Below are 20,778 nucleotides of genomic sequence, written 5' to 3'. Positions count from 1 at the left end.
AAGCAAAGCATGCGCGAAAAATCAAGGTGATAATGTGAATTACATGGCTACATAGGACTACTAAAAAATTGCCGAACCCTACAACTGATGCGGGTTCCAGCAATTTCAGAAGCTAAAGCTGGGGCTAGGACGCGCCGCCGGTACCGTCGACCGAATGCGACGACAGATTCAGCAAGCCGTTGCTCTGCGCGTACTGGAACAACTCGGAATCGCGATCGATGCCGAGCTTGCGCATCGCCGTATTCTTCTGCGTGCTGATCGTCTTGATGCTGCGATTGAGTTGCTCCGCGATCTCCTTGATCGTCATGCCCGAGACGAACAGGCGCACCACCTCGAGTTCGCGCCGCGACAGCATCACTTCTTCGTCCTTGCCGCCGGCATTCATGCGCAGCGTATCGAGCGACGCCTTGACCGACGGGCTCATGTATTCCAGGTTGCGACTGACGTGCTGCACCGCGAGCCCGATATGGCTCAGATCGTCCGATTTGTTGACGACCGAAGTCACGCCGAGTTCGCTCAGCCGCTTGAGCAACGCGGCGTTTTCCAGCATCGTCAGCACGACGATGGGAAGGTCGGGAAAATTGCGGCGCAGATAGCCGATCAGCGGCAAACCGTCGCCGTATTGGCCGCCTGGCATGGCCAGATCCGTGACGAGCACATCGCACGCGACGGTCTGCAGCACCTTGACCAGTTCGGTTGACTGTCGCGCGCGCGCGACGACCTGCAAACCTGGAAACTTGAGCAAAGCCTGTTCGGCGCCGAACAGAATCACCGGATGGTCGTCAGCGACCACGACCCTGACTGGATCTTGCATTGCCCTCCCCTCGACAGATAAACCACTCTCCAAAACTTCTGACATGCCTTGCTATTCTTGGTACTTGAACTGATCGGGTACGCGGTCTGTATTCGCGCGGACAATTCCTCCGACTATAGCCGATTTCGCGCCCACCCAGCCCGCTGGCGGTAACAATGATCCGTCGCAAAGCGAATGTTAGACTTGATTCGACCTTGGGGCACAAAATAGGGACAATAATCCTCACGAGGACAACCGCCTCGCGCCCTGACAGGAGAACCGGCACATGCGCTCGCGTTGCCTGGTTGTTTCGCTTGCTTCGCCGTTCCGCTGTATGCCGTCCCTCACCTGCGCGATGCTGGGTCTCGCGCTATTGGCGGCCCATGGCACGCCCGCGCTCGCTGAAGGTGTGTTCACGCTGACCAGCGCCAGTTTCCATGCGGGAGGTACCGTGGATGCGGCTCAGGTTTTCGATCAGGACGACTGCAAAGGCGGCAATCACTCGCCGCAATTGACGTGGCACGATGCGCCGGCCGGCACGCGCAGTTTCGCGGTCACGGTGTTCGATCCGGATGCGCCCGGCCGCGGCTGGTGGCACTGGGCGGTTGCGGCCATTCCGGCCACCATCGACAGCTTGCCGGAGAACGCCAGCGCGTCGGGCTTCCTGAAGAAACTCGGCGCGGTCGAAGGGCGCAACGATTTCGATATCGACGGCTACGGTGGCCCCTGCCCGCCGCCCGGCAAACCTCATCGCTACGTCATCACCGTTTACGCACTGAGTTCCGCCGACCTGCGCCTCGCGCAGGGACGCCCGGCGCTCATGTTCGATCACGAGATCGGTACCGCCACGCTCGGCAGTGCGCGGATGGTGGTCAATTACGGACGGTAGCGGCGCCCGTCGAAATCACGCTAATGGGCGCATGGCTTGCATCGCATTGCCGCCGCCGCGGAATTTCTGTCATCCGCGCACGCTAAGGTGCAACGGAGCGGCGTAAGCGATGCTTGTCGAGGCCGCATCGCTGCATGCGCGCACCGTTGCCGTGCTTACGCTGCTATTTCATCTTGCCGGAGAGTGCCATGTCGAAGATCGTCATCGTTTATCACAGCGGCTACGGCCACACGAAGAAAGTCGCCGAGGCCGTGCTGGCCGGCACGCTCGAGGCGGGCGCGGACGCGAAACTCATGCCGGTCGGCGAGATCGACGACGCGTCCTGGGCAGAACTGGCGGCCGCCGACGCCATCATCTTCGGCGCGCCAACCTACATGGGCGGGCCCTCCGCCGACTTCAAGAAATTCGCCGACGCGAGTTCGAAACCGTGGTTCAGCCAGGCGTGGAAGGACAAGATCGCGGCCGGCTTCACCAATTCGGCCGCCATGAATGGTGACAAGTTCTCGACGATTCAATACCTCGTCACGCTGGCGATGCAACACAGCATGATCTGGGCCGGCACCGGCATGATGCCGTCCAACACCAAGGCGGCGACCCGCAACGACCTGAACTACGTGGGCGGCTTTACGGGTCTGCTGACGCAGTCCCCGGCGGATGCGTCTCCGGAAGAAGCGCCGCCCGCGGGCGATCTGGAAACGGCCCGGATGTTCGGCATGCGCATCGCTGGCGTGACAGCGCGGTGGATCGCGGGGGCTCAATAACGCGCTGTCCCACGGCTCGCGCAGGGAAGCCGAGGCCCTGCCGCGCGCGCTCAAAGCGCAAGCCGCGCTCCTCACAATGCGAAGCGCGTCCGTTGGCAAGCGCCGCCAATCTGTCCGGAACCCCCTTGCATCGGCTGGCATCTGTCACGTAACCAGTCACGCCGATGTCACTTTCGGCGCGCATCGTCGTTTTTTCACCCCGTTTTGCACGTCCGCCGCTATCAGGTCTTAAAATAGCGTTCCGGCGCGGTGTCGCGCCCCGTTTCCAGCAAGCCAGTGAGATCGAGATGAGCACGAAAGTTTTTGTCGACGGACAGGAAGGTACGACCGGCCTGAAGATTTTCGAGTACCTGTCGCAGCGCGCCGACGTGGAGATCCTGCGTATCGAGGAAGCGAAGCGCAAGGACCTCGAAGAGCGCCGTCGTCTCATCAACGCATCGGACGTCACGTTCCTGTGCCTGCCGGACGTCGCCTCGCGCGAGTCGGCCTCGCTGGTCGCGAATGACCACACCGTCCTGATCGATGCCAGCACCGCCTTCCGCACGTCGGCGGACTGGGCCTACGGCCTGCCCGAACTGGCCCACTCGCAACGCGAGCGTCTGCGCACCGCGAAGCGCATCGCCGTGCCGGGCTGCCATGCATCAGCCTTCGTGCTGGCCATGCGTCCGCTCGTCGAAGCCGGCGTGGTGGCGCCGGAGTTCGCCGCGCACGCCTACTCGATCACCGGCTACAGCGGCGGTGGCAAGAAGATGATTGCCGACTACGAAGCGGGCGGCAATGACAGGCTCAAGAGCCCGCGCCCGTACGCACTCGGCCTCACGCACAAGCACCTGCCGGAAATGGCGGCGCATACGGGTCTGAAGTCGGCACCGGTGTTCACGCCGATGGTCGGCGACTTCTACAAGGGTCTCGCGGTCACCACGTTCTTCTCGCCGAATCAGCTGGCCAAGAAGGCTACGCCGCAAGACGTACAGGCGCTGTTCGCCGAGTACTACGCGGGTGAGGCCTTCGTTCACGTCGCGCCGTTCGATGCGGAAGCGAACCTCGACAGCGGCTTCTTCGACGTACAGGCGAACAACGACACCAACCGTGTCGACCTGTTCGTGTTCGGCAACGAAGAGCGCTTCGTGGCCGTCGCGCGCCTCGATAACCTGGGCAAGGGCGCATCGGGCGCAGCAATCCAGTGCATGAACCTCGCGATCGGCGCCGACGAAGAAGCCGGCTTGAAACGCTGAGCAAGTGAGAGCGACAGACGGCAATTCACCGTCAATCTGCCGAAAAGCCGGTCTGCAAAGACCGGCTTTTTTGTTTAAACCGAACTTTGACCAGGCCGAAACATAAGCTATTGATTTCGCGCTGTTATGCGTGCGAAGGCGGGATGGTTACTGGGTACAGGCGGGGTTAACGTTCAGGAGGCGGAAGGCTTTTTCCTGAATGGGCGTGGGCCGCGTCGTCATGACGAGCCTGGCATCCGGATTGAGTGGCGTATGACAGACGTTGTACGCGAGCGTGGCCAGATCATCGAGCAAGGTGCGGAAGCTATGGACCGGCAAGCCGTCCTCGCCAAGCCTGGTCGCGTCCTTAGCTTTCGCCTGGTCCGAACGTCGTGCCTTGGCCACCGGCGACGCGCGGCTAGCGCGCGCCTGCTCGACATATTCATCGTCAAACAGCATCGGCTTTAACTTCTCGCGCATGTGCCACTCGACGTAGTAAGCGAGCATGCACAGAAAGACATGCGCGCGCACGCGCCCGGCGTTCCAATGGAATACCGGACGCACCTGCAGGTCGACCGTCTTGAGCGAACGGAAGGCCCGCTCCACGACTGCCAGGCCCTTGTAGGCCGTCACGGCCGCCTCGGCTGACAGAGCCGCTGCCGGCAGACTCGTACGCACCACATACAGACCATCAAGTGCTGCCTCCTGCTGGATCTGCACCGTCTTGCGCTCCCAGCTAAAGCTCGTGTCGGTGATGCTCAACTCGAAGTGCTTGGCCATCTTGAAGTGATCGATGACCCGGCCCACGCGCAAGGCAATCGCTTCGGTACCCTTGAGCCGGTTGCGCACGCGCGAGGTCGCTTCGGCTATCTTCATCAGCTCTGCTTCGGTGGCCTGCAGCAGCGCCTCGCGTTTGCGGCTGCGCTCCTCGGCCAACAGCGGATTGCGACACACGATGAGCCGCTCGCCGGGGAACGCGTCACTCGTCATCTCAAGCAGGTTGCGCTCATCGAACAGCGACGGCTGGAAGGGTCCCGTCTCCTGGGCGAGCGCGGCCATCTGCGGCGCGCGCAGGCTGCTCACCCAGTCCAGCCCGGCCGGGCGCAACACCGTGTCGATACGTGCCTGCGTGAGCATGCCCCGGTCGCCCACCCAGGCGAGCTTGTCGATCCCGTAACGGTCTTTGAGCTTCTCCACCTGAGATGCTACGGTCGCGGGATCGGCGGTGTTGCCGGCGAAGACTTCGACCGCCACCGGGATGCCCTCAGACGTGCAGACCAGCCCGAACACGATCTGCGGGTCGTCACGCTTGCCATCGCGGCTGTAGCCGTGCGCCGCGAGCTCGCAGCAGCGTCCGGTCACCCATGTCGAAGTGAGGTCGTAGAGCACCAGCGTACTACCGGCCAGATGCTGGCGGGCGAGGCGCTTCTCGATGCCCGCCTGAGCCTCTCCCAGCCAGTCGAGGGCGGCATAGACCTGCTCGAGGTCGACTTCCCCCAGCTCCAGCAGCCGCGACAGCGAGTGGGTCGCGGTCTCGTCGCGCAACATGCGATGGGTGGCGAGCTTGGAGGCGGGCGACACCACCCGCGCCACCAGCAGCGCCATGACCACCGAGCGCACCGCGGCGGGTGCGGTGGCGAACCACTGCTCGGCGCCGCAGGCGCGCGCCGCGCCGAGCACCGCGGCCACATGCCCGTGCGGCAGGCTGCGCTCGATCACGAAGGCATCATCGACCGAGGATACGGCGACACCGCCGCGTAGCAGGACCTTCAAGCCCTCGATTACCTCGGCGGGAAGCGACGAGAGGTTGGCCAGGGTGCGCTTCCTGACCTTGTTGCCGTCACGATAGGACTCGCGCAGCAGGATTGCGGGTGGCGAGTTGCGGTTGGGGACGTGTTCGATGTACATGAACACGAATAAAAGCAAAGCATGCGCGAAAAATCAAGGTGATAATGTGAATTACATGGCTACATAGGACTACTAAAAAATTGCCGAACCCTACAACTGATGCGGGTTCCAGCAATTTCAGAAGCTAAAGCTGGGTTTAAAAAAGCCCGCTATCAGAATTCCCTCTTTCGCAATTAATCAGTAGTAGCCCGCATTACTTAAAAAATAAAAATCGGACTGCTCATCAAGCACCGGTAATTCATGCCTGGATTGACCCGCGCAGCATAGTTTCCCGCATAGGGAAACTCCGGATTTTTTCTCGAACGGTCGTTCGAAGATGATAGAGCCATTTTGCTGGAACGCTTGCCTGGTAAGGGCGTGCGGGGAAGCAACGATGCTGCTGTCGAAGCCAAAATTCCTTTTTTGTTTAAAAGGGCCGCCAAGCCCCACACAGGGTGCGTCCCGCAAAAATTTCGCTGTTTGAATCGGCCTTTTTAGACGGCTCATTCAATTGACAGGCATTAACCGCGCAGCGAAATTAGTTCGCACAATTACAGGAAGGGAGACAGCAGCATGTCGTACGCCATTACTCGAGGCCTGGCGATGGCCATTGCCACGGCCCCATTCCTCATCGCTTGCGGTGGCGGCAAGGCCAGCGATCCGGGCGCGATCAGTGCACCGCAATGCTCGGGATCGAGTTGCGGCGTGCAAGGTCCGCCGACTTCGAGCGCGAGCGCGGCCCCGCTATGTCCGGCTACCGCCGACATCGTTAAAACGACCTATTTCGGTGGCGCGGGTAGTGGCGAAATCGTTCAGGTGAACATCGACGCGACTGCGATGACGTACACGCTGAAGTGGCTTGAGTCGCCGATTCCGTTGCGCACAGGTCAGGTCACGCCGACGCGCGCGGGTACGCAGATCACGGGCGCGGTGATCCACCCGCCGACCGGCGCACTGCCGACCGCCGAACAGACGCGCTGCGCTTTCATCCTCGGCGCGGGCACCGGCACCGGCGTCGGTGACGGTCAGCCCTATACGACACCCGATTTCACCAACAACCCCAATCCACCGATGATCCTCGTCGGCCAAGGCGTGGCCGGCGGCGGAATTCCGGGCGCGAACGTCGAGTACGACGGCCTGACTATTGCCCCGTTGCCCGGCCTGGAGAACATCGGCGCCGTTCCCGCGCGGCATTTCGATTTCTATCCGTTCCTCGGGTTTGCCACCACGACGACGGACATCACGAAGTTGCCCGGCACCTACAACGGCCTGCTCTACCATCTCGTGCCGTCGGGCTCTTATGCGGCGACAGCGACCAATACGGTTGAGACTTTCGACGCGAGCGGCAATTGCACCGGCTCCAATCCGGCCAACGCAGCGTTTCACCCGAGTGCAAGCGGCTGCCTGACGACCGGCACCGCCTGGACACTCAACAGCAGCGGCTACTTCGACAGTCAAAACACGCCGCAGATCGGGACTCAACTGGCGCTGCCGACTGGGACAAGCGGTTCCGTGGCTCCGGCGCACATGATCCTCGGCCAGGTCAACGGCGCAACGGTGCCGCTCGTTGTCCGCACTGGCCTCGTGAATCTCGGCACGGCGCCGCTGCATCTCGACGCCAAGGTTGACGACGAATCCGGCATCGCCATGCTCGCGGCAGCCACGCCGCTCGCATCCGGCGGCTTCGACGGCGGCTACGTTGGCGCGGATTCGAACTTCAAATCCACCGCGACGTTGATCCAGGGTGGTGTGGGCACCTTTATCAACCCGTCGACTTCCGCAGCGGAAGACGGCTTCGGCCTGGGCTACGGTCTGCCGAGCCCCGGACTGGTCGGCGTCCAGCAAGCGAACGGCCAGACCGGTTTCGCGATCGCCTCAGGCGGCCTGTACGCGATCGAGATTCAAGGCACGGTTAACGGAGGCGTTGCACCGACGTCGCAACTCAGCAGCACGGCCTCCAGCGCCCCCTACTTCGGCATCGGAGCACAGATCAGCAAATAAGGACCGAAGCATCAGCAGTTCGCAGTACGAGACATAAATAGAGCAAGAGGTGGCAGGACAGGGAGCCGGCCACTCACAACGAGAAAATTCTGGAGGCGGTATGAAATGGAGAATCCTTTCGGTGCTCGCTCTTGCAGCACCGTTGCTGGGGGCGTGCGGTGGTAGCGGTAGTGGCAGCAGCAACGGCGATGGACCGTTAACGGAAGTTAGGCTGTGTCCTTCATCGCTCGACTACAGCACCGTGTTCACGGGCGGCGGTGGTGACGGCGAACTGGTCAAGCTGCAGTTGGACACGACCAAGATGACGTGGCAAATCAACTACATCGAATCGCCGATCCCGGCGAACACCGGCACCGTCATGCCGACACGCGCCGGCCAGACAGCAAGCGGCACCCTGACTCAGGAAACCCTGCTGCCGACCAGCAAGCTCAATCAGTGCGCCTTCCGCCTGAACGGCGCGAGCCTCGACCCGAATCGTCCGGCGCGGATTTTCGTCGGCGAAGGCGTCGCCGGCGGCACGATTCCGGGGGCGGAAATCTCCTTCGCAGGGATTCTCGGCGTAGGCGCGGTGCCCGATACCACGTTCCCGTACTACCCGTTCATCGGCTTCTCGTCGATTGAAACGAACATCGCGAATGTGGCCGGCACCTACAACCAGGTCGGCTATCACCAGGTTCCGTCGCAGAACTTCGCACCGGTCGTGGTCGATTCGAAGATCACGATCAACGCGGACGGCACGTGGACCGAGTGCGACAACTCCGGCGTCAACGCGGGCACGTGCCAGCAGCCGGGTACGAACCTCGTACAGTCGTCTGACGGTAGCGGCGCGTTCGAAACCGACAACTTCCTCGGTCAGGCCAAACCGACGCTCGCCACGACGCCCAAGGCGCGCGGCTACGTCATCGTCGGCAAGCTGCGCAACCAACTGGTGCCGATTCTGGTACGCACCGGCGCAGCGGACTCGTCGGTGACGACGCCGGTGAACGGCTCTGTCGGACCGTATGCGGACGATGAATCGGGCATCTCGATTCTGGCGCCGCAAAGCTCGATCGCGGTGAACTCGCAGAACGGTGAGTACATCGGTGTGGATAGCCAGTTCGACTATCGCACCACGGCGCTCGAAGGCACCGAGGCCACGCTGCTCGATCCGTTCAATGCATCGCAGGCATCGCTTGCGACGGCGCTGAATCTGGCCTTCACGCAGACCGTGCCGGGTGTTGTCACGACGACGCAAGTGGGCGCCTCGACGGGCACCACGCCGACCGGAAAGATGATCTTCACGGGTGGCGTGTTCGGCTACCTCGATCTGACCAACGCGGCCTCGCCGTACTTCACGATTGGCGCCTTCGTCCAGTAATGGACGCAGCACGCGTCGCCAACACGCAGCGAGGCGTTCGCGTCCCGGCTGCTGCGCAGGGTAACCGCGCGGCAGCCGGCGTTCAGCGCGTATCCAGCGCACCGGCCGAACAGCTAACCCGCCGCCGCTCGCCGTGCGCGATGAACGCAACGCGCGCCTCAGGAGGAACAACATGAAAAAAATCTTTTTCGCGATACTGGCTGCCTGCCTGTCAGTCAGTGCGCACGCCCAGCATGCGGGCGACAACGTCGCCGTGCTCGGCTGGTTCCACGTGATGCCGCAGGATTCGAGCACGCCGCTCACCACCACGGTCGCGCCGACGCCAATCAATACGCCGCTGCGTCTGCCGAGTTCGTTCACTTCGTCCGGCACGGGCCTGTCGACCAGTAAAGCCGATACCGTCGGCCTCGTCTTCAGCCACTACATCACCGATCACATCGCCGTGTCGACAGTGGCGGGCGTACCGCCGGTTTTCAAGCTCTACGGGCACGGCACGGTCAAGCCGCCGGGACCGGCAGGCGCACTCGGCCAGCAGGATCTGGGCGATCCGCAGGCCAATCCGATCGTGAAGAGCGTGCGCCAGTGGAGCCCGGCGCTGCTGTTCCAGTACTACTTCAATGCGCCGACGGCCCATTTCAGGCCGTTCGTGGGTATCGGCGTGTCGTATAACTGGTTCTCCGACGTTCAGCTGAGCCAGAACTTCGTGACCGCGACGCAAAACAATCTCGGCTCGGTGCTGGCAGCCGGCGCGGGCAAGCCGGGGCAGACGCAGGTGTCGGCGAAGGCTTCGTCGTCCTGGCAACCGGTGTTCAATGCAGGTCTCGCGTACAACATCACCGACCACTGGGGCCTTGTGGCGTCGGTCACGTACATTCCGCTGAAGACCACCTCGTCGGTCATCATCAAGGCGGCGGACGGAACGGAACTGGGCGTCTCAAAGGCCGAGCTGTCTGCAGATCCAATCATTTCGTTCCTGGCCGTCTCGTATAAGTTCTGACCGGGTTCTAAGTTCGACGCCAGATGCGGCAAAGCCGGCGGCCCTGCGAAAGGGGTCAGCCGGCTTTATCCTTTCTGGAGAACGCTGGAAATTCAGGTCAAAAAAAAGCCCGCCTAAGTGGGCGGGCTGAATCCATATCAGAGGAGACATGGAGGAGACAAGACGAACTATAGCAAATGGTTTGGTGCGGCGCAACATTCAAATTAGGGTTGACCCTCGGTTTTGTATCCGCACTACAATTCTCGCAGCGTTCCGCGAACGGCATTGATTGCCACGCGCCGTTCGCCGTCCGCCTAATGGCGCACCAGCGCCATCATCGCGCCGAAGCCGACGAACACCCCGCCCGTCAGACGATTGAACATTCTGGCGACGCTGCGGCTCTTCAACCTGGCCCCGATTCGCGTGCCGAAACCCGCGTACACCAGATACCAGCTCACCTCGATAACGGCGAAGGTAGCGACGAGCACACCGAACTGCGGCAGCTTGGGCTGCGCGGCGTCGATGAATTGGGGTAGCAACGCTGCGGCGAACAGGATGGCTTTCGGGTTGCTGCCTGCCACCAGGAAGCCGTTGCGGAACAGGGCGAAGCGCGAGCGCACCGGCTTGGCGGACAGTTCGTCGACCGCGCCGGCAACGCCTTCATCAGCCGGCGCCCGCCAGGCCTTGATGCCCAGATAGACGAGGTAAGCCGCGCCAATCATCCGCAGTGCGTTGAACATCGCCGGCCACGCCTCGAGAAACACGCCGAGGCCCGCCGCCGACACCGCCAGCATCAGCACCAGTGCCGACAGGCAGCCGGCCATCGTCGCGCTGGAACGGCGGAGCCCGTGCTGGGCGCCGTGCGTCATCACCAGCAGCATGTTCGGACCGGGAATCGCGGAAACGACGAAAACAGTGGCGGCGAACAACCACCAGGTATGCAGATTCATTGGAATCGACGCAGAAAAGGATCGGGCAGCTATTATGCCCGCCCGCACTTTAAAGCAAGCGCCCGCAAGCACCCGCTCCCCCGTTTAGCGCCCTGCCCGCCGTGCTGCCACCTGCCCCAGCACCGCGAAATCTTTCTCGCCGTCGCCATGCGCCACGGCTTCGATCAGGCTGTCGCGCACCACGCTTGCGATCGGCAACGGCGTATTGACCGCTTCAGCGGCCGCCAGAGCAAGACGCAAGTCCTTCAGTCCGAGACGCGCCTTGAACAGCGCCGGCTCGTAGCGCTGCTCCGCGATCAGCTTGCCGTAGCCCGAATAGACCGGGCCCGGGAACAGGCCGCTCGTGATGACGTCGAGAAAATCCTGCATCGCGAGGCCGTGGCCGGTCACCAGTGTCGCCGCCTCGCCGAGCGTCTCGACGGCCGCGCCCAACATGAAGTTAGCCGCGAGTTTCATCACGTTCGCCTGCTGCGGCAGCGAACCGATGCGCCAGGTTTTCTGGCCGATTGCGTCGAAAATGGGCTGCACACGGTCAATCGACTCGGCCGGGCCGCCCGCCACGATCGTCAGCTTGCCCGCCGCCGCGACGTCGGGCCGCCCCATCACCGGTGCGGCGACGTAATGGACGCCGCGCGAGGCATGCGCCGTCGCCAGTTCTTCGGCCAGCGCCACCGAGATCGTCGCCATGTTCACGTGGATCAAGCCGCGCGGGGCGTGTTCCAGCAGCGGCGCAGTGATGACTTCGCGCAACGCGGTGTCGTCGGCGAGCATCGAGAACACGGCATCGCCCGCAAACGCTTCAGCAGGCGTCGCAACGATCCGCGCACCTGCGTCGGCGAGCGGCTGCGCGCGTTCCGGCGAGCGGTTCCACACGCGCACCTGATGCCCGGCTTTCAAAATGTTTGCAACCATCGCGGCGCCCATCTCGCCGAGACCGATAAAACCGATGTCCATCTGTCGCTCCATCTTCTAAGGAACTGGAAGTAAAGCACACCCATGCGACACCTGCAGGACAGCGCGCAATTAAACACGGTGCGATACTGGTGCGATGGTCACCGCGACATTCCGCTTCTATGAGGAGCTGAACGATTTTCTCGCCCGGCCGCTGCGCCGGCGCGCGTTCAGCTACGCCTGCGCGCACGGCGCCACCGCGAAACATATGATCGAAGTGCTCGGCGTGCCGCATACCGAAGTCGAACTGATCCTGGTGAACGGTGAGTCGGTTGGTTTCAATCATCCGCTGACCGACGGCGATCGCGTCGCCGTTTATCCGAAGTTTGAAGCGCTCGACATCCAGCCCCTATTGCGCGTGCGCGCCCATCCGCTGCGCGTGGTGCGTTTCATTGCCGATGCGCATCTTGGCGGTCTCGCCCCGCTGCTAAGGCTGGCCGGCTTCGACACGCTCTACGACAACCACTATCCCGACGCCGATATCGAAGCGCTCGCGGCCGCACAACAGCGCATCGTCTTGACGCGCGACCGTGAGCTATTGAAACGCCGCACCATCACGCATGGCTGCTACGTGCGCACGCTGCGGCCGCGCGAGCAATTGCGCGAAGTGTTTGAACGGCTCGATCTGGCCGGTAGCGCACAGCCGTTCCGTTTGTGTCTGATGTGCAATGCGCCGCTGCGGCGTATCGCCAAAGATGAAGTCGGTAATCGGGCGCCCGATGGCGTGCTGGAACGGCATAACCAGTTCGTGACCTGCGACGTGTGCCGGCGCGTGTTCTGGGAAGGCACGCACTGGCAACGCATGCGTGCGCTGATGGACAGCGTGGCAGCCGCGCCGGGACGGCCCGCTTGAACACCGTTCGGCTTCTCAGACTCCGCGTGGTCTGAGCACCGTTCCATCGCCGCTTTGGTGCGAAATCGCCGCCGTTCGCTCGACGCGCGGCGCGATGCGTACAATGCGGGATTACTTATCTGGCAGAGGCCTTCCGTATGGCGATGAAAAAAACCGACCTTGAAAAGAACAAGGCGCTCAAGCTGAACAGCGCAATGAAACTTTCGACCGCCGACCGCTTTGGCAAACCTGCTGCCGCCGACCCGAAGCTCGATCGCCGCGAACAGCGCAAGCTCGACCAGGCGCAGGGCCTCGTCGCGTTCGCCTGCAAGCTGAACGGCGACCTGGTCACGGAACTGAAAGAACGGGCCGCCACGCATCCGGAAGGCATGACCGGACTGCTGAACGAGGTCATCAAGCGCGGTCTCGCGGGCTAAACGCCGCCCAAAACCGTCGCCCCATACAAAAAGGCCAGAGCAGAAGCTCTGGCCTTTTTGCTGGCGAATTTAACCTGAACTGCGCTGCACTCGCCGACTGGCGGCGCACAGAAGAGAACCGGCAGGGTTCGCCCGACGAAACCAAGCGAAAGCTTAGTTTGCCGTGCCCTTGTCGTTCGTGCCGGCTGCCGAAGCTGCTGCCGAAACCGGAGCGCGCTTACCGTGCGTCTTCAGCTTCTTGATGTGGTGCTTCTTCGGCGCGCTAGCTGCAGCGGCCGGCGCTGCTGCGTCCGATGCCTGTGCGAAAGCTTGAACGGAGACCAGCGCGATCGATGCGGCTGCGAGCGAGACGATGAATTTTTTCATGTGTTGTTCCCCAAACCTGGACGACTGAGTCAATGTGAATGAAATAGCAGAACGGTGAAGCAGACAAGGCTTGAGCCGCCTTACCGCTCCCCGCGGGAGAGTATTACGCAGCGTAGGCGGTTTGTCATGCGCAAAACTCGATATGTATTTTCCGCGAGACAGCTTGCTTTCAATATGCTTTCACTCGTTAAGCATGCCGTATCAGGGAGATTACCTAGGCCCGCTTCTAGACCAGATTTCGCAGCAAACTGGCGGTTTCCTGGAGGGTCGGCAGCACCCGGTGCAGCGCAGCATTCGCCGACTCCTGGCCGATCGGCATGCTCACACTGATCGCCGCCACGACCGAGCCATGCCGGTCACGCAACGGCACCGCGACACCGCGCATGCCCAGTTCCAGTTGTTGATCGGTGACAACATAGCCATCGCGGCGGATTTCGCTCAGCACTTCGCGCAAGCGCTCGGTGGTCGAATAAGTGTGCGGCGTGAACACCTTGATCGGATAGGACGCGAGCCATTGTTCGATGCTTTCCGGCGCCTGGAAGGCCAGCAGGATCAAACCCGCCGACGACAACGGCGCACTCGCCCGCGAGCCGAGCACAAAACCGACCGCCATCGCCCGGTTCACGCCGTTGCGCGCGACGTAGACCACGTCGTGTTCGTCGAGAATCGCGACCAGCGCGGTTTCCTGCACGGTTGCGGTGATGCGCTGAAGAAATGGCTGTACGGTGCGCGGCAAGCGCGCTGAATCCAGATACGACTGACCGAGCCGCAGTACGCGCGGCGCGAGCCAGAACAGCTTGCCGTCGGTATCCACGTAGCCGAGTTCGCGCAGCGTCAACAGATAGCGCCGCGCCGCCGTGCGCGAGAGCCCGGCGCGGGCGGCCACCATGGTCGGCGTCATGCGCGCGTGCTCTTCGTCGAATGCCTCGATGATCGCCAGCGCCTTCGCGGCGCCGGCGATCCAGTCTTTCTCGTCCATTGCGTCTGCCTGAAAGTCGGTCGGCCCTGTCGGTCAGTCGTATCGTGAGCCGGTTGGCTGTTGCGCGATTATCGCGCGAGTCGCTCGCCATGTAACCGGCGCTGAGGCTTATTTGAAGTCCCAGCGCATCTGCTCGACGATTCCCACCCCGCGCGAGGTCCGCACACATTCGCTCACGTAGTCCGTGAAGGGCAGCGGCTCGAAGCCGATCTCGTCACGCAGACGGCGGTTGTCGAAGGTATAGTCCAGCTCCGCGAAGCCAGCGTATAAACGCAATGCATGTTCGATCAGGCGGCCACTGCCGCAACGGTCGCGGCCCACCACCTCGCGTGCGATCTTGCCGAAGTCGCGCACGCGGCACATCGAATAGCGACGGCCCGAGGTGCCGGTGGCTTCGTCCATCGCGCTGATGATCTGACCGATGGTCGGCGCTTCGGCACCCGCCGATACGTGATACGTATCGAAAGCCAGTGACGGCTTCACCGCCAGCAGCGCGATCGCACGCGCGCAGTCGTCGGCGGACACCACGTCGAGGCGGTTCATTGCCCGTGCCGTGAAGCGCCGCGCGCCGTGCACCACGCGAAACACCCAGAAGATGCTTGCCGAAGGCAGCGTGCCAAGCACCGTATGGCCGACCACGATCGACGGCCGCACCACGACCAGCGGCAAGCGCGGATACGTGCTGCGCAACAGACGCTCCACTTCGCGTTTGCTTTGCGTATAGGCCACGAGGTGGCGCGTCTCGCCATAGCTAAACGGAGATTCCTGCACGTTCGCGCCGCATTGTGTGCCGCACGCCATCGCCGTGCTCACGTGCAGAAAACGCCGCAGCGTTTTGCTACCGACAAAGCACGATACGAAGCGCAAAGTGTCGCGCACATTCGTGTCGAGCACCTGCGGATGCGTCGAAAACGACGCAAGCGCGGCGCAGTTGATCACGTGCGATGCCTTGGCGAGCCGCGCCAGATCGATCTCCGAAAACGCGCTGCCGAGCTCGCCGACCATGATGTTGGCTTCAGTGATTTGCTGGGCGCGAAAATGCGGCAGCCCGCAGCGCACCGCCGACGCGCGCAGCCGCGCGAGCGCATCGGCCACGCTGGCACCGCGCACCAGGCACACCATCCGCTCGATGAGGCCTGCGTTGATCAAGGTCACAAACAGATTGCCGCCGATAAAACCGGTCGCACCGGCCAGCAGCAAACTGTCGACGCCAATCGCCTGCGCGCGCGCGGACGATACCAGGCTGTCCTGCCAGGCATTGGACAGAGGGGTTTGCCATGCAAACATCGCGAGCTCCTTGAAGGGACGTCAGATCGTCGAAACGTCGGAACGTCGATTCGGATAACCGATGAATACGCGCATCAACGCGAGCATCAATAGCGATACGTCAGTGCGGTGATCGCGAAGTAGTTGTTCTTCGACTGCACGATCGGGCTGTTTGCCGACGCACCGAGCAGCCGCGTCACGCCGCCTTCGGTATGCACCGACCAACGCGGCGAAAAACTGTAGGTCCAGGCGGCCGACACCTTGGCGCTGTCGAAACCGCCTTTCACCGCATACGGCTGAAAGCGGCTCGCGGCCGCCTGCGCATCGGTGACGCCGAAAAAGGTCTGCGTATAGCGGCCGCTACCGGCATGCACGCTGCCCGTGATGCTGATGTCGTTGTCGACGGTTTGCAGCACCGGCACGGTCAGATCGACGTGCCCGCTCGTGCCGCGGCTCGTATGCGTCACCGGCTGATCCAGCGTGATGCTGATGGTCGACGGACCAAACAGATGCGCGCCAACCTGAACGGACACCATCACCGAGCCGGGAATTCGGCCCATGCCCTTCAGGTAGTCGGAGCCTGGCAAATCGGCGCGATTGCTATCGGTACGGCCGAAGTCGTAGCTCAGCGCCGCCGATGCGAACAGGCCGTTGGCGAAGGTGTGCTTGTAACCGAGGCCATCCGTCGGGCTCAGAAAGATGCCGTTGCTGAACTCTGCTGCGATCAGCGGTGCCACAAACGGACGGTAATCACGGCTGCCCTGATAGCGCGGCGCCACGCCGCCAGCCAGTGAAAATAGATAGAAATTCTCGGCATAGGCCATCGACGAGCAGGTCAGGCCAAACAGCGGAACACACAGATAAGAGAGGCATTTGCGCACGATCAGGACTTTTTATTTGGGATGGAAGACGCAGTCTAGGGACGCCGCCTCGCCACGTCTGTCCTGAAGTTGGGGGAATGTGTGCGCAATTGTGTTCAAGTGTTCGCGGCGCACCCGGCACGTGTGCGCGCGGATAGAATCGGCGCCTGATAGTGGAGACCGACATGAATGAAGCCCCCCTCAAAACCAGCGTGCTGCTGATCGAGGACGACGATCGTCTCGCGCAGTTGATCGGGGAATATCTGAACAGCTATGAATTCAGCGTGACGATCGTGCGGCGCGGCGACACGGCCGTGGCCGCCGTGCGCGAACACAAACCGGCGCTGGTGATTCTCGACCTGATGCTGCCGAACATGGACGGCATGGAGGTCTGCCGCCGCATTCGCAGTTTTTCGCGTGTACCGGTGCTGATCCTGACGGCGCGCGTCGACGTGTTCGACCAGATCGCCGGACTGGAAACGGGTGCCGACGACTACGTCATCAAGCCGATCGAGCCGCGCGTGCTGGTCGCACGCGCCCGTGCCTTGCTGCGGCGCGCGCAGCCGGCGGAAAGCGTGGAACCGTCCACACAGGACGGCACGCTGGTCTTCGGCGAACTGGTGATTGCTCCGCCCGATCGCGCGGTAAGCTGGCGCGGCCAGCCAGTCGAGCTGAAAACCGCCGAATACAACCTGCTGCTGATCCTCGCGCGCGCCGCCGGCACCGTGCTGAGCCGCGACGACATTCTCAAGCAATTACGCGGCATTGAATTCGACGGTCTCGATCGCACCGTCGACGCCGGGATCTCAAGGCTGCGTCGACGTTTCGAAGATGCCTCGCTTGAGCCGCACAAAATCAAAACGATCTGGGGCCGCGGCTATCTGTTCAGCCCGTCGGCGTGGGAGGAATAAATGCTCCGCTCGCTGATCCGGCTGTATCTGATCGTTGTGATCGGTGGCGGCCTCACCATTGCGTTCATCAACACCTCATTCTCGCAACTCTTCCATGAGCGCGTCACACAAACCGAGCGCGGCGCGGGCCGTACGTACGCATTCGTACTCGAGGATTATCTGCAACGACACGCGGGCCCGGAACGCGCCGCGGCGCTCGCGGAATTGAAAAAGCACGGCAGCGAAGGCTTCAGGTTGATGACAATCGACGCGGTCGAGCCACTGGTCGGCAAGCGCCAATGGCGCGAGTTGCGCGATGGCAAGCTGGTGTTGGACGACGACACTACGAGTTACTACCTGCCTCTGCCGGATGGCATCGTCGTCAATGCGCGTCGCAGCGAGGCCACCACCGTCGAGATTCAGGCACTCGCGTATGCGTTGCTCGCGCTTGCCACGCTGCTTTCTGTGGTCGTGTGGGTGCACTATCACTGGCGCGAGTTGCGCAAGCTGGAAGCCGCGGCGCGTGTGTTCGGCTCCGGCAATCTGTCGACCCGCGCGCAGCTGTCGAAGAAGTCAAACATCTACGAGTTATCGCAGCAATTCAACGAAATGGCGCGGCAGATCGAAGCGTCGATCCTGCATCAGCGCGAGATGATGCACGGCATCTCCCACGAACTGAAGACGCCGCTCGCGCGGCTCGAATTCGGACTTGCGCTGTTGCAGTCGCCTGAATCGCCCGAGCGGCAGCGTGAGCGGCAAATGGCGCTGCGCAAAGACGTGCGCGAACTCGACGAACTCGTCACCGAACTGCTGACCTTGAGCCGCCTGGAACAAGGCGACGGGCATCTGGTGCTGATGCAGGTGTCGGTGGATGAGTTGCTCGATAGCGTGGCCGCGAGCATGTCCAACGATGTCGCCGATCGCTCGCTGACGCTCTCGGTCAGCACGGCGGGCATGTCCGCTGCGGGTGGCGCCGCCGCCCGCGCTCCGGTTTCTCGTTTGCCGATTGCCCGTACTCCCACGTATCATGTCTGCGATCCCAAACTGGTCGCGCGCGCGCTGCTGAATCTGCTACGCAACAGTACCCGCTACGCACAGCAGGCGATTTCGCTGAGCGCGGCCGCCGGCGCGGCAGGCGCACTAGTGCTGATCGTCGAAGACGACGGCCCCGGTATTCCGCTTGCCGAGCGCGGCCGTGTATTCGAACCGTTTCACCGGCTCGATGCTAGCCGTGACCGGCACACGGGCGGCTTCGGCCTTGGCCTCGCGATCGTGTGGCGCGTCGCGCTGGTTCATGGTGGCGACGTGCGGCTCGAAGAAGCGGCATCGGGTGGCGCGCGTTTTGTGATCACCTTGCCCGCGTTACCATTGCCGGTGCCGGCAAAGGAGTCCGTGCCGCGAGACGCCGTACGTCACGGTTAAACCGCGAGCGTCTTGTTAAAACAACCGAATTCGAAAAACAGCCTTTGAAACCCGACACACGCCAACACCTGCGCGCCAACCTGCTCATGCTGATCGCGGCGATGATCTGGGGCTCCGCGTTCGTCGCGCAACGCCTCAGTCTCGACACGATCGGACCGTTTCTGTTTACCGGACTGCGCTTCCTGCTCGGCGCGCTGGTCGTGCTGGCGATGATCGTCTGCGTGCGGCGCTCCGCGCTTGCGGAATTGTCGAAGCGCGAACCCGGCGGCGCACGCGAGCTGCTCGGTGCCGGTGTGCTGCTCGGCGTCGTGCTGTCCGCATCGATTTCGTTGCAGCAGATCGGCCTGCAGTACACCAAGGTCGCCAACGCCGGCTTCATCAGTTCGTTGTATGTGGTGATCGTGCCGCTGCTGGGTGTGCTGTTTCGTCATCCAACGGGATTCGGCACCTGGCTCGGCGCGACGCTCGCTGCGCTCGGCATGTACTTTCTGAGCGTCAACGAGCACTTCTCGATCCTGTACGGCGACTGGTATCAGCTTACCGGCGCGTTGGTGATTTCCGTGCAGATGATGCTGGTGGGCCGCTTCGCGCAGCGACACGACACACTCATGTTGGCACTCGTGCAGTTCGTGACTTGCGGGCTCGTCTGTCTGGCCATCGGCCTCGTGATCGAGCCGGTCAGTCTGGCGGTGATCGAGCGCGCCGCGCCGACGATTCTGTACGGCGGTGCACTGTCAGTGGGTATCGCCTATACGATTCAGGTCGTTGCGCAAAGGCACGCGGCGCCGTCGCATGCCGCAGTGATCTTCAGCATGGAAGGCGTTTTCGCCGCGCTCGCCGGATGGCTGGTGCTCGGCGAAACGCTGTCGGCTCGCGCGCTATTTGGATGCGCGCTGATGCTCACCGGTTTGATCGTGTGCCAGGTGATGCCCGCCCGGCGACGCGAAAGCGAACGTGATCGCCTGCCTCATGAAGCGTGAGGGCTGAGCCAGTCGCCCGCGTGGCCGCCTCTGCTAAGCAGCGCGCGGCTGCGTGAACATTTTGGGTGTATCAGCGGTGGGTGGAAACACACACCAGCAGCCGTCGTCGTGACGAAAGAAAAAGAGACCGCGCGATCCTGCTTCTGGAGACGTCTCCACGCGCACATAACGCCTGCCGCCAAGCCGGGTGCGGCTGAATTCGGTGACGTGAATCGGGACCGAGGGCCCTGGCGCCAGCCATTTCTCGACCAGAAAACGCAGCGATTGTTCGCTGGCGGCTCTCATGATCCGCTCCGGGCAGGCTTGTCGTGACTCGCCTCGCGTGCGGCCTCGTTGCTTTCGTCGCTCTCGGTGCGATCGTCATCATGCTCCGAGGATGCAAGCGATATGGCCCGGTTAGTGGCCGCCGCCCGCAGCGTAGTGCAGTGGCTGGCATGTCTGATATCCGAGAGAAGACGGACTAGCTGTCGTGCTGTTCTACGTTTCATCGCACACCCCCGCACTGCACCAATAACCTCAGAAAACACTTTAACTTTATGCCTGGATAGGCCGTTGCTGAAATGATTTTGACTAAATAGCAACAGTTGCGCTTGCAAAAACATCGCCGCAATCTTCGTACCTTCCGGCTTCAATGTGCACGTCCGGACGGTCTAGGTCTGTACGGTGGCGAGCGGATGGCATCGACGAAAAAGACGGAGCCGCCACTAGGCGGTATAACGGCCGGATGCGCAAGTTATCCACAATTGCCTATGAATAACTTCGGGACAGCTCATCGGACAGCCTGTGTGCGAAATCTTGATAAGACGGGGCGCGAGGCTTGCCCCATCAAAGTTATCCCAGCTTTGTAGTTTTTCTACAGATGTGTTCCGCAGGGTTATGGATTTCGCATGACATTGATGTGACGGGAAATTTAGGACTTATCCACAGAAGGGGTTAACCCTTGTTAACTATTACTACATATATATAC

General features: G+C 62.2%; 21 protein-coding genes. 11 read left to right on the top strand and 10 right to left on the bottom strand.

Going from position 1 to position 20,778, the window contains the following annotated elements; translation table 11 throughout:
- Positions 1–124: 124 nt before the first annotated feature.
- A complete protein-coding gene (locus GNZ12_RS36840; protein ID WP_172317002.1) occupies positions 125–814 on the bottom strand; it encodes a response regulator in 690 nt (229 codons plus the stop codon).
- Between the two features lie 265 nt (positions 815–1,079).
- Here GNZ12_RS36840 and GNZ12_RS36835 point away from each other — a divergent pair, with 265 nt between their 5' ends.
- From GNZ12_RS36835 to argC, 3 genes are all read left to right on the top strand, one after another.
- The gene (locus GNZ12_RS36835) at positions 1,080–1,682 is read left to right on the top strand and encodes a YbhB/YbcL family Raf kinase inhibitor-like protein (RefSeq protein ID WP_172317000.1); all 603 of its coding nucleotides are present in this window, start codon (positions 1,080–1,082) and stop codon (positions 1,680–1,682) included.
- A 188-nt stretch (positions 1,683–1,870) separates the two neighbouring features.
- A complete protein-coding gene (locus GNZ12_RS36830; RefSeq protein ID WP_172316998.1) occupies positions 1,871–2,443 on the top strand; it encodes a flavodoxin family protein in 573 nt (190 codons plus the stop codon).
- Between the two features lie 287 nt (positions 2,444–2,730).
- Positions 2,731–3,678 carry an N-acetyl-gamma-glutamyl-phosphate reductase gene (gene argC, locus GNZ12_RS36825; protein WP_172316996.1) on the top strand — a complete coding sequence of 316 codons (948 nt, stop codon included), beginning with the start codon at positions 2,731–2,733 and terminating at the stop codon, positions 3,676–3,678.
- Between the two features lie 147 nt (positions 3,679–3,825).
- On the opposite strand, the gene GNZ12_RS36820 is transcribed toward argC, so the two are convergent.
- Together GNZ12_RS36820 and GNZ12_RS36815 are read right to left on the bottom strand one after the other, a co-directional pair.
- Positions 3,826–5,565, bottom strand: coding sequence for an IS1634 family transposase (locus GNZ12_RS36820; protein ID WP_172313896.1), 1,740 nt, complete (start codon positions 5,563–5,565; stop codon positions 3,826–3,828).
- A 177-nt stretch (positions 5,566–5,742) separates the two neighbouring features.
- Positions 5,743–6,051 (bottom strand): hypothetical protein, encoded by a 309-nt coding sequence (locus GNZ12_RS36815; RefSeq protein ID WP_172316994.1) that lies wholly within the window; start codon positions 6,049–6,051, stop codon positions 5,743–5,745.
- Between the two features lie 66 nt (positions 6,052–6,117).
- Between GNZ12_RS36815 and GNZ12_RS36810 the strand changes: the two genes are divergently transcribed.
- The 3 genes from GNZ12_RS36810 to GNZ12_RS36800 all read left to right on the top strand — a co-directional run bounded on the left by GNZ12_RS36810 (position 6,118) and on the right by GNZ12_RS36800 (position 9,899).
- Positions 6,118–7,545, top strand: a complete 1,428-nt coding sequence (locus GNZ12_RS36810) for a DUF2957 domain-containing protein (protein ID WP_172316991.1) — start codon at positions 6,118–6,120, stop codon at positions 7,543–7,545.
- Between the two features lie 100 nt (positions 7,546–7,645).
- A complete protein-coding gene (locus GNZ12_RS36805) occupies positions 7,646–8,902 on the top strand; it encodes a DUF2957 domain-containing protein (RefSeq protein WP_172316989.1) in 1,257 nt (418 codons plus the stop codon).
- Positions 8,903–9,074: 172 nt separating this feature from the next.
- Positions 9,075–9,899: an OmpW/AlkL family protein gene (locus tag GNZ12_RS36800; protein ID WP_172316987.1), complete on the top strand. Its 825-nt coding sequence runs from the start codon at positions 9,075–9,077 to the stop codon at positions 9,897–9,899.
- A gap of 293 nt (positions 9,900–10,192) precedes the next feature.
- Here the strand turns inward: GNZ12_RS36800 and GNZ12_RS36795 are convergent, their stop codons facing one another.
- Together GNZ12_RS36795 and GNZ12_RS36790 are read right to left on the bottom strand one after the other, a co-directional pair.
- Positions 10,193–10,828: a LysE family translocator gene (locus GNZ12_RS36795; protein WP_172316985.1), complete on the bottom strand. Its 636-nt coding sequence runs from the start codon at positions 10,826–10,828 to the stop codon at positions 10,193–10,195.
- An 84-nt stretch (positions 10,829–10,912) separates the two neighbouring features.
- Entirely contained in the window at positions 10,913–11,782 is an 870-nt protein-coding gene (locus GNZ12_RS36790; RefSeq protein WP_172316983.1) for an NAD(P)-dependent oxidoreductase, read from the bottom strand.
- A gap of 94 nt (positions 11,783–11,876) precedes the next feature.
- On the opposite strand from GNZ12_RS36790, the gene GNZ12_RS36785 reads away from it, so the two are divergent.
- Positions 11,877–12,632, top strand: a complete 756-nt coding sequence (locus GNZ12_RS36785) for a Mut7-C ubiquitin/RNAse domain-containing protein (protein WP_172316981.1) — start codon at positions 11,877–11,879, stop codon at positions 12,630–12,632.
- A gap of 137 nt (positions 12,633–12,769) precedes the next feature.
- Positions 12,770–13,048 (top strand): hypothetical protein, encoded by a 279-nt coding sequence (locus GNZ12_RS36780; protein ID WP_074281957.1) that lies wholly within the window; start codon positions 12,770–12,772, stop codon positions 13,046–13,048.
- A gap of 153 nt (positions 13,049–13,201) precedes the next feature.
- On the opposite strand, the gene GNZ12_RS36775 is transcribed toward GNZ12_RS36780, so the two are convergent.
- From GNZ12_RS36775 to GNZ12_RS36760, 4 genes are all read right to left on the bottom strand, one after another.
- On the bottom strand, positions 13,202–13,414 hold the full coding sequence (locus tag GNZ12_RS36775) for a hypothetical protein (protein WP_097390618.1): 213 nt from the start codon (positions 13,412–13,414) through the stop codon (positions 13,202–13,204).
- Between the two features lie 226 nt (positions 13,415–13,640).
- A complete protein-coding gene (locus tag GNZ12_RS36770) occupies positions 13,641–14,393 on the bottom strand; it encodes an IclR family transcriptional regulator domain-containing protein (RefSeq protein ID WP_172316978.1) in 753 nt (250 codons plus the stop codon).
- 108 nt (positions 14,394–14,501) lie between these two features.
- Complete coding sequence (locus tag GNZ12_RS36765; protein WP_172316976.1) at positions 14,502–15,680, bottom strand: SDR family oxidoreductase; 1,179 nt, start codon at positions 15,678–15,680, stop codon at positions 14,502–14,504.
- An 86-nt stretch (positions 15,681–15,766) separates the two neighbouring features.
- The gene (locus GNZ12_RS36760) at positions 15,767–16,483 is read right to left on the bottom strand and encodes a MipA/OmpV family protein (protein WP_172317004.1); all 717 of its coding nucleotides are present in this window, start codon (positions 16,481–16,483) and stop codon (positions 15,767–15,769) included.
- Positions 16,484–16,704: 221 nt separating this feature from the next.
- Here GNZ12_RS36760 and GNZ12_RS36755 point away from each other — a divergent pair, with 221 nt between their 5' ends.
- The 3 genes from GNZ12_RS36755 to GNZ12_RS36745 are packed head-to-tail and all read left to right on the top strand — an operon-like array spanning position 16,705 to position 19,811.
- A complete protein-coding gene (locus GNZ12_RS36755; protein ID WP_172316974.1) occupies positions 16,705–17,430 on the top strand; it encodes a response regulator in 726 nt (241 codons plus the stop codon).
- Positions 17,431–18,831: an ATP-binding protein gene (locus GNZ12_RS36750; RefSeq protein ID WP_172316972.1), complete on the top strand. Its 1,401-nt coding sequence runs from the start codon at positions 17,431–17,433 to the stop codon at positions 18,829–18,831.
- A gap of 44 nt (positions 18,832–18,875) precedes the next feature.
- A complete protein-coding gene (locus tag GNZ12_RS36745; protein WP_172316970.1) occupies positions 18,876–19,811 on the top strand; it encodes a DMT family transporter in 936 nt (311 codons plus the stop codon).
- 33 nt (positions 19,812–19,844) lie between these two features.
- Here GNZ12_RS36745 and GNZ12_RS36740 read toward each other — a convergent pair whose 3' ends face one another.
- Positions 19,845–20,096: a hypothetical protein gene (locus GNZ12_RS36740; protein ID WP_172316968.1), complete on the bottom strand. Its 252-nt coding sequence runs from the start codon at positions 20,094–20,096 to the stop codon at positions 19,845–19,847.
- Positions 20,097–20,778 lie beyond the last annotated feature (682 nt).

Source organism: Paraburkholderia solitsugae (assembly GCF_013177695.1).
Classification (GTDB): Bacteria; Pseudomonadota; Gammaproteobacteria; order Burkholderiales; family Burkholderiaceae; genus Paraburkholderia; species Paraburkholderia solitsugae.
This window is presented reverse-complemented; position numbering and strand designations above follow the sequence as displayed.

What these genes read in the sequence shown, in the direction of transcription:
- GNZ12_RS36840 (WP_172317002.1), bottom strand. Translation starts at nt 814, where the DNA reads ATGCAAGATCCAGTCAGGGTCGTGGTCGCTGACGACCATCCGGTGATT.
- GNZ12_RS36835 (WP_172317000.1), top strand. Translation starts at nt 1,080, where the DNA reads ATGCGCTCGCGTTGCCTGGTTGTTTCGCTTGCTTCGCCGTTCCGCTGT.
- GNZ12_RS36830 (WP_172316998.1), top strand. Translation starts at nt 1,871, where the DNA reads ATGTCGAAGATCGTCATCGTTTATCACAGCGGCTACGGCCACACGAAG.
- argC (WP_172316996.1), top strand. Translation starts at nt 2,731, where the DNA reads ATGAGCACGAAAGTTTTTGTCGACGGACAGGAAGGTACGACCGGCCTG.
- GNZ12_RS36820 (WP_172313896.1), bottom strand. Translation starts at nt 5,565, where the DNA reads ATGTACATCGAACACGTCCCCAACCGCAACTCGCCACCCGCAATCCTG.
- GNZ12_RS36815 (WP_172316994.1), bottom strand. Translation starts at nt 6,051, where the DNA reads ATGAGCCGTCTAAAAAGGCCGATTCAAACAGCGAAATTTTTGCGGGAC.
- GNZ12_RS36810 (WP_172316991.1), top strand. Translation starts at nt 6,118, where the DNA reads ATGTCGTACGCCATTACTCGAGGCCTGGCGATGGCCATTGCCACGGCC.
- GNZ12_RS36805 (WP_172316989.1), top strand. Translation starts at nt 7,646, where the DNA reads ATGAAATGGAGAATCCTTTCGGTGCTCGCTCTTGCAGCACCGTTGCTG.
- GNZ12_RS36800 (WP_172316987.1), top strand. Translation starts at nt 9,075, where the DNA reads ATGAAAAAAATCTTTTTCGCGATACTGGCTGCCTGCCTGTCAGTCAGT.
- GNZ12_RS36795 (WP_172316985.1), bottom strand. Translation starts at nt 10,828, where the DNA reads ATGAATCTGCATACCTGGTGGTTGTTCGCCGCCACTGTTTTCGTCGTT.
- GNZ12_RS36790 (WP_172316983.1), bottom strand. Translation starts at nt 11,782, where the DNA reads ATGGACATCGGTTTTATCGGTCTCGGCGAGATGGGCGCCGCGATGGTT.
- GNZ12_RS36785 (WP_172316981.1), top strand. Translation starts at nt 11,877, where the DNA reads ATGGTCACCGCGACATTCCGCTTCTATGAGGAGCTGAACGATTTTCTC.
- GNZ12_RS36780 (WP_074281957.1), top strand. Translation starts at nt 12,770, where the DNA reads ATGGCGATGAAAAAAACCGACCTTGAAAAGAACAAGGCGCTCAAGCTG.
- GNZ12_RS36775 (WP_097390618.1), bottom strand. Translation starts at nt 13,414, where the DNA reads ATGAAAAAATTCATCGTCTCGCTCGCAGCCGCATCGATCGCGCTGGTC.
- GNZ12_RS36770 (WP_172316978.1), bottom strand. Translation starts at nt 14,393, where the DNA reads ATGGACGAGAAAGACTGGATCGCCGGCGCCGCGAAGGCGCTGGCGATC.
- GNZ12_RS36765 (WP_172316976.1), bottom strand. Translation starts at nt 15,680, where the DNA reads ATGTTTGCATGGCAAACCCCTCTGTCCAATGCCTGGCAGGACAGCCTG.
- GNZ12_RS36760 (WP_172317004.1), bottom strand. Translation starts at nt 16,483, where the DNA reads ATGGCCTATGCCGAGAATTTCTATCTATTTTCACTGGCTGGCGGCGTG.
- GNZ12_RS36755 (WP_172316974.1), top strand. Translation starts at nt 16,705, where the DNA reads ATGAATGAAGCCCCCCTCAAAACCAGCGTGCTGCTGATCGAGGACGAC.
- GNZ12_RS36750 (WP_172316972.1), top strand. Translation starts at nt 17,431, where the DNA reads ATGCTCCGCTCGCTGATCCGGCTGTATCTGATCGTTGTGATCGGTGGC.
- GNZ12_RS36740 (WP_172316968.1), bottom strand. Translation starts at nt 20,096, where the DNA reads ATGAGAGCCGCCAGCGAACAATCGCTGCGTTTTCTGGTCGAGAAATGG.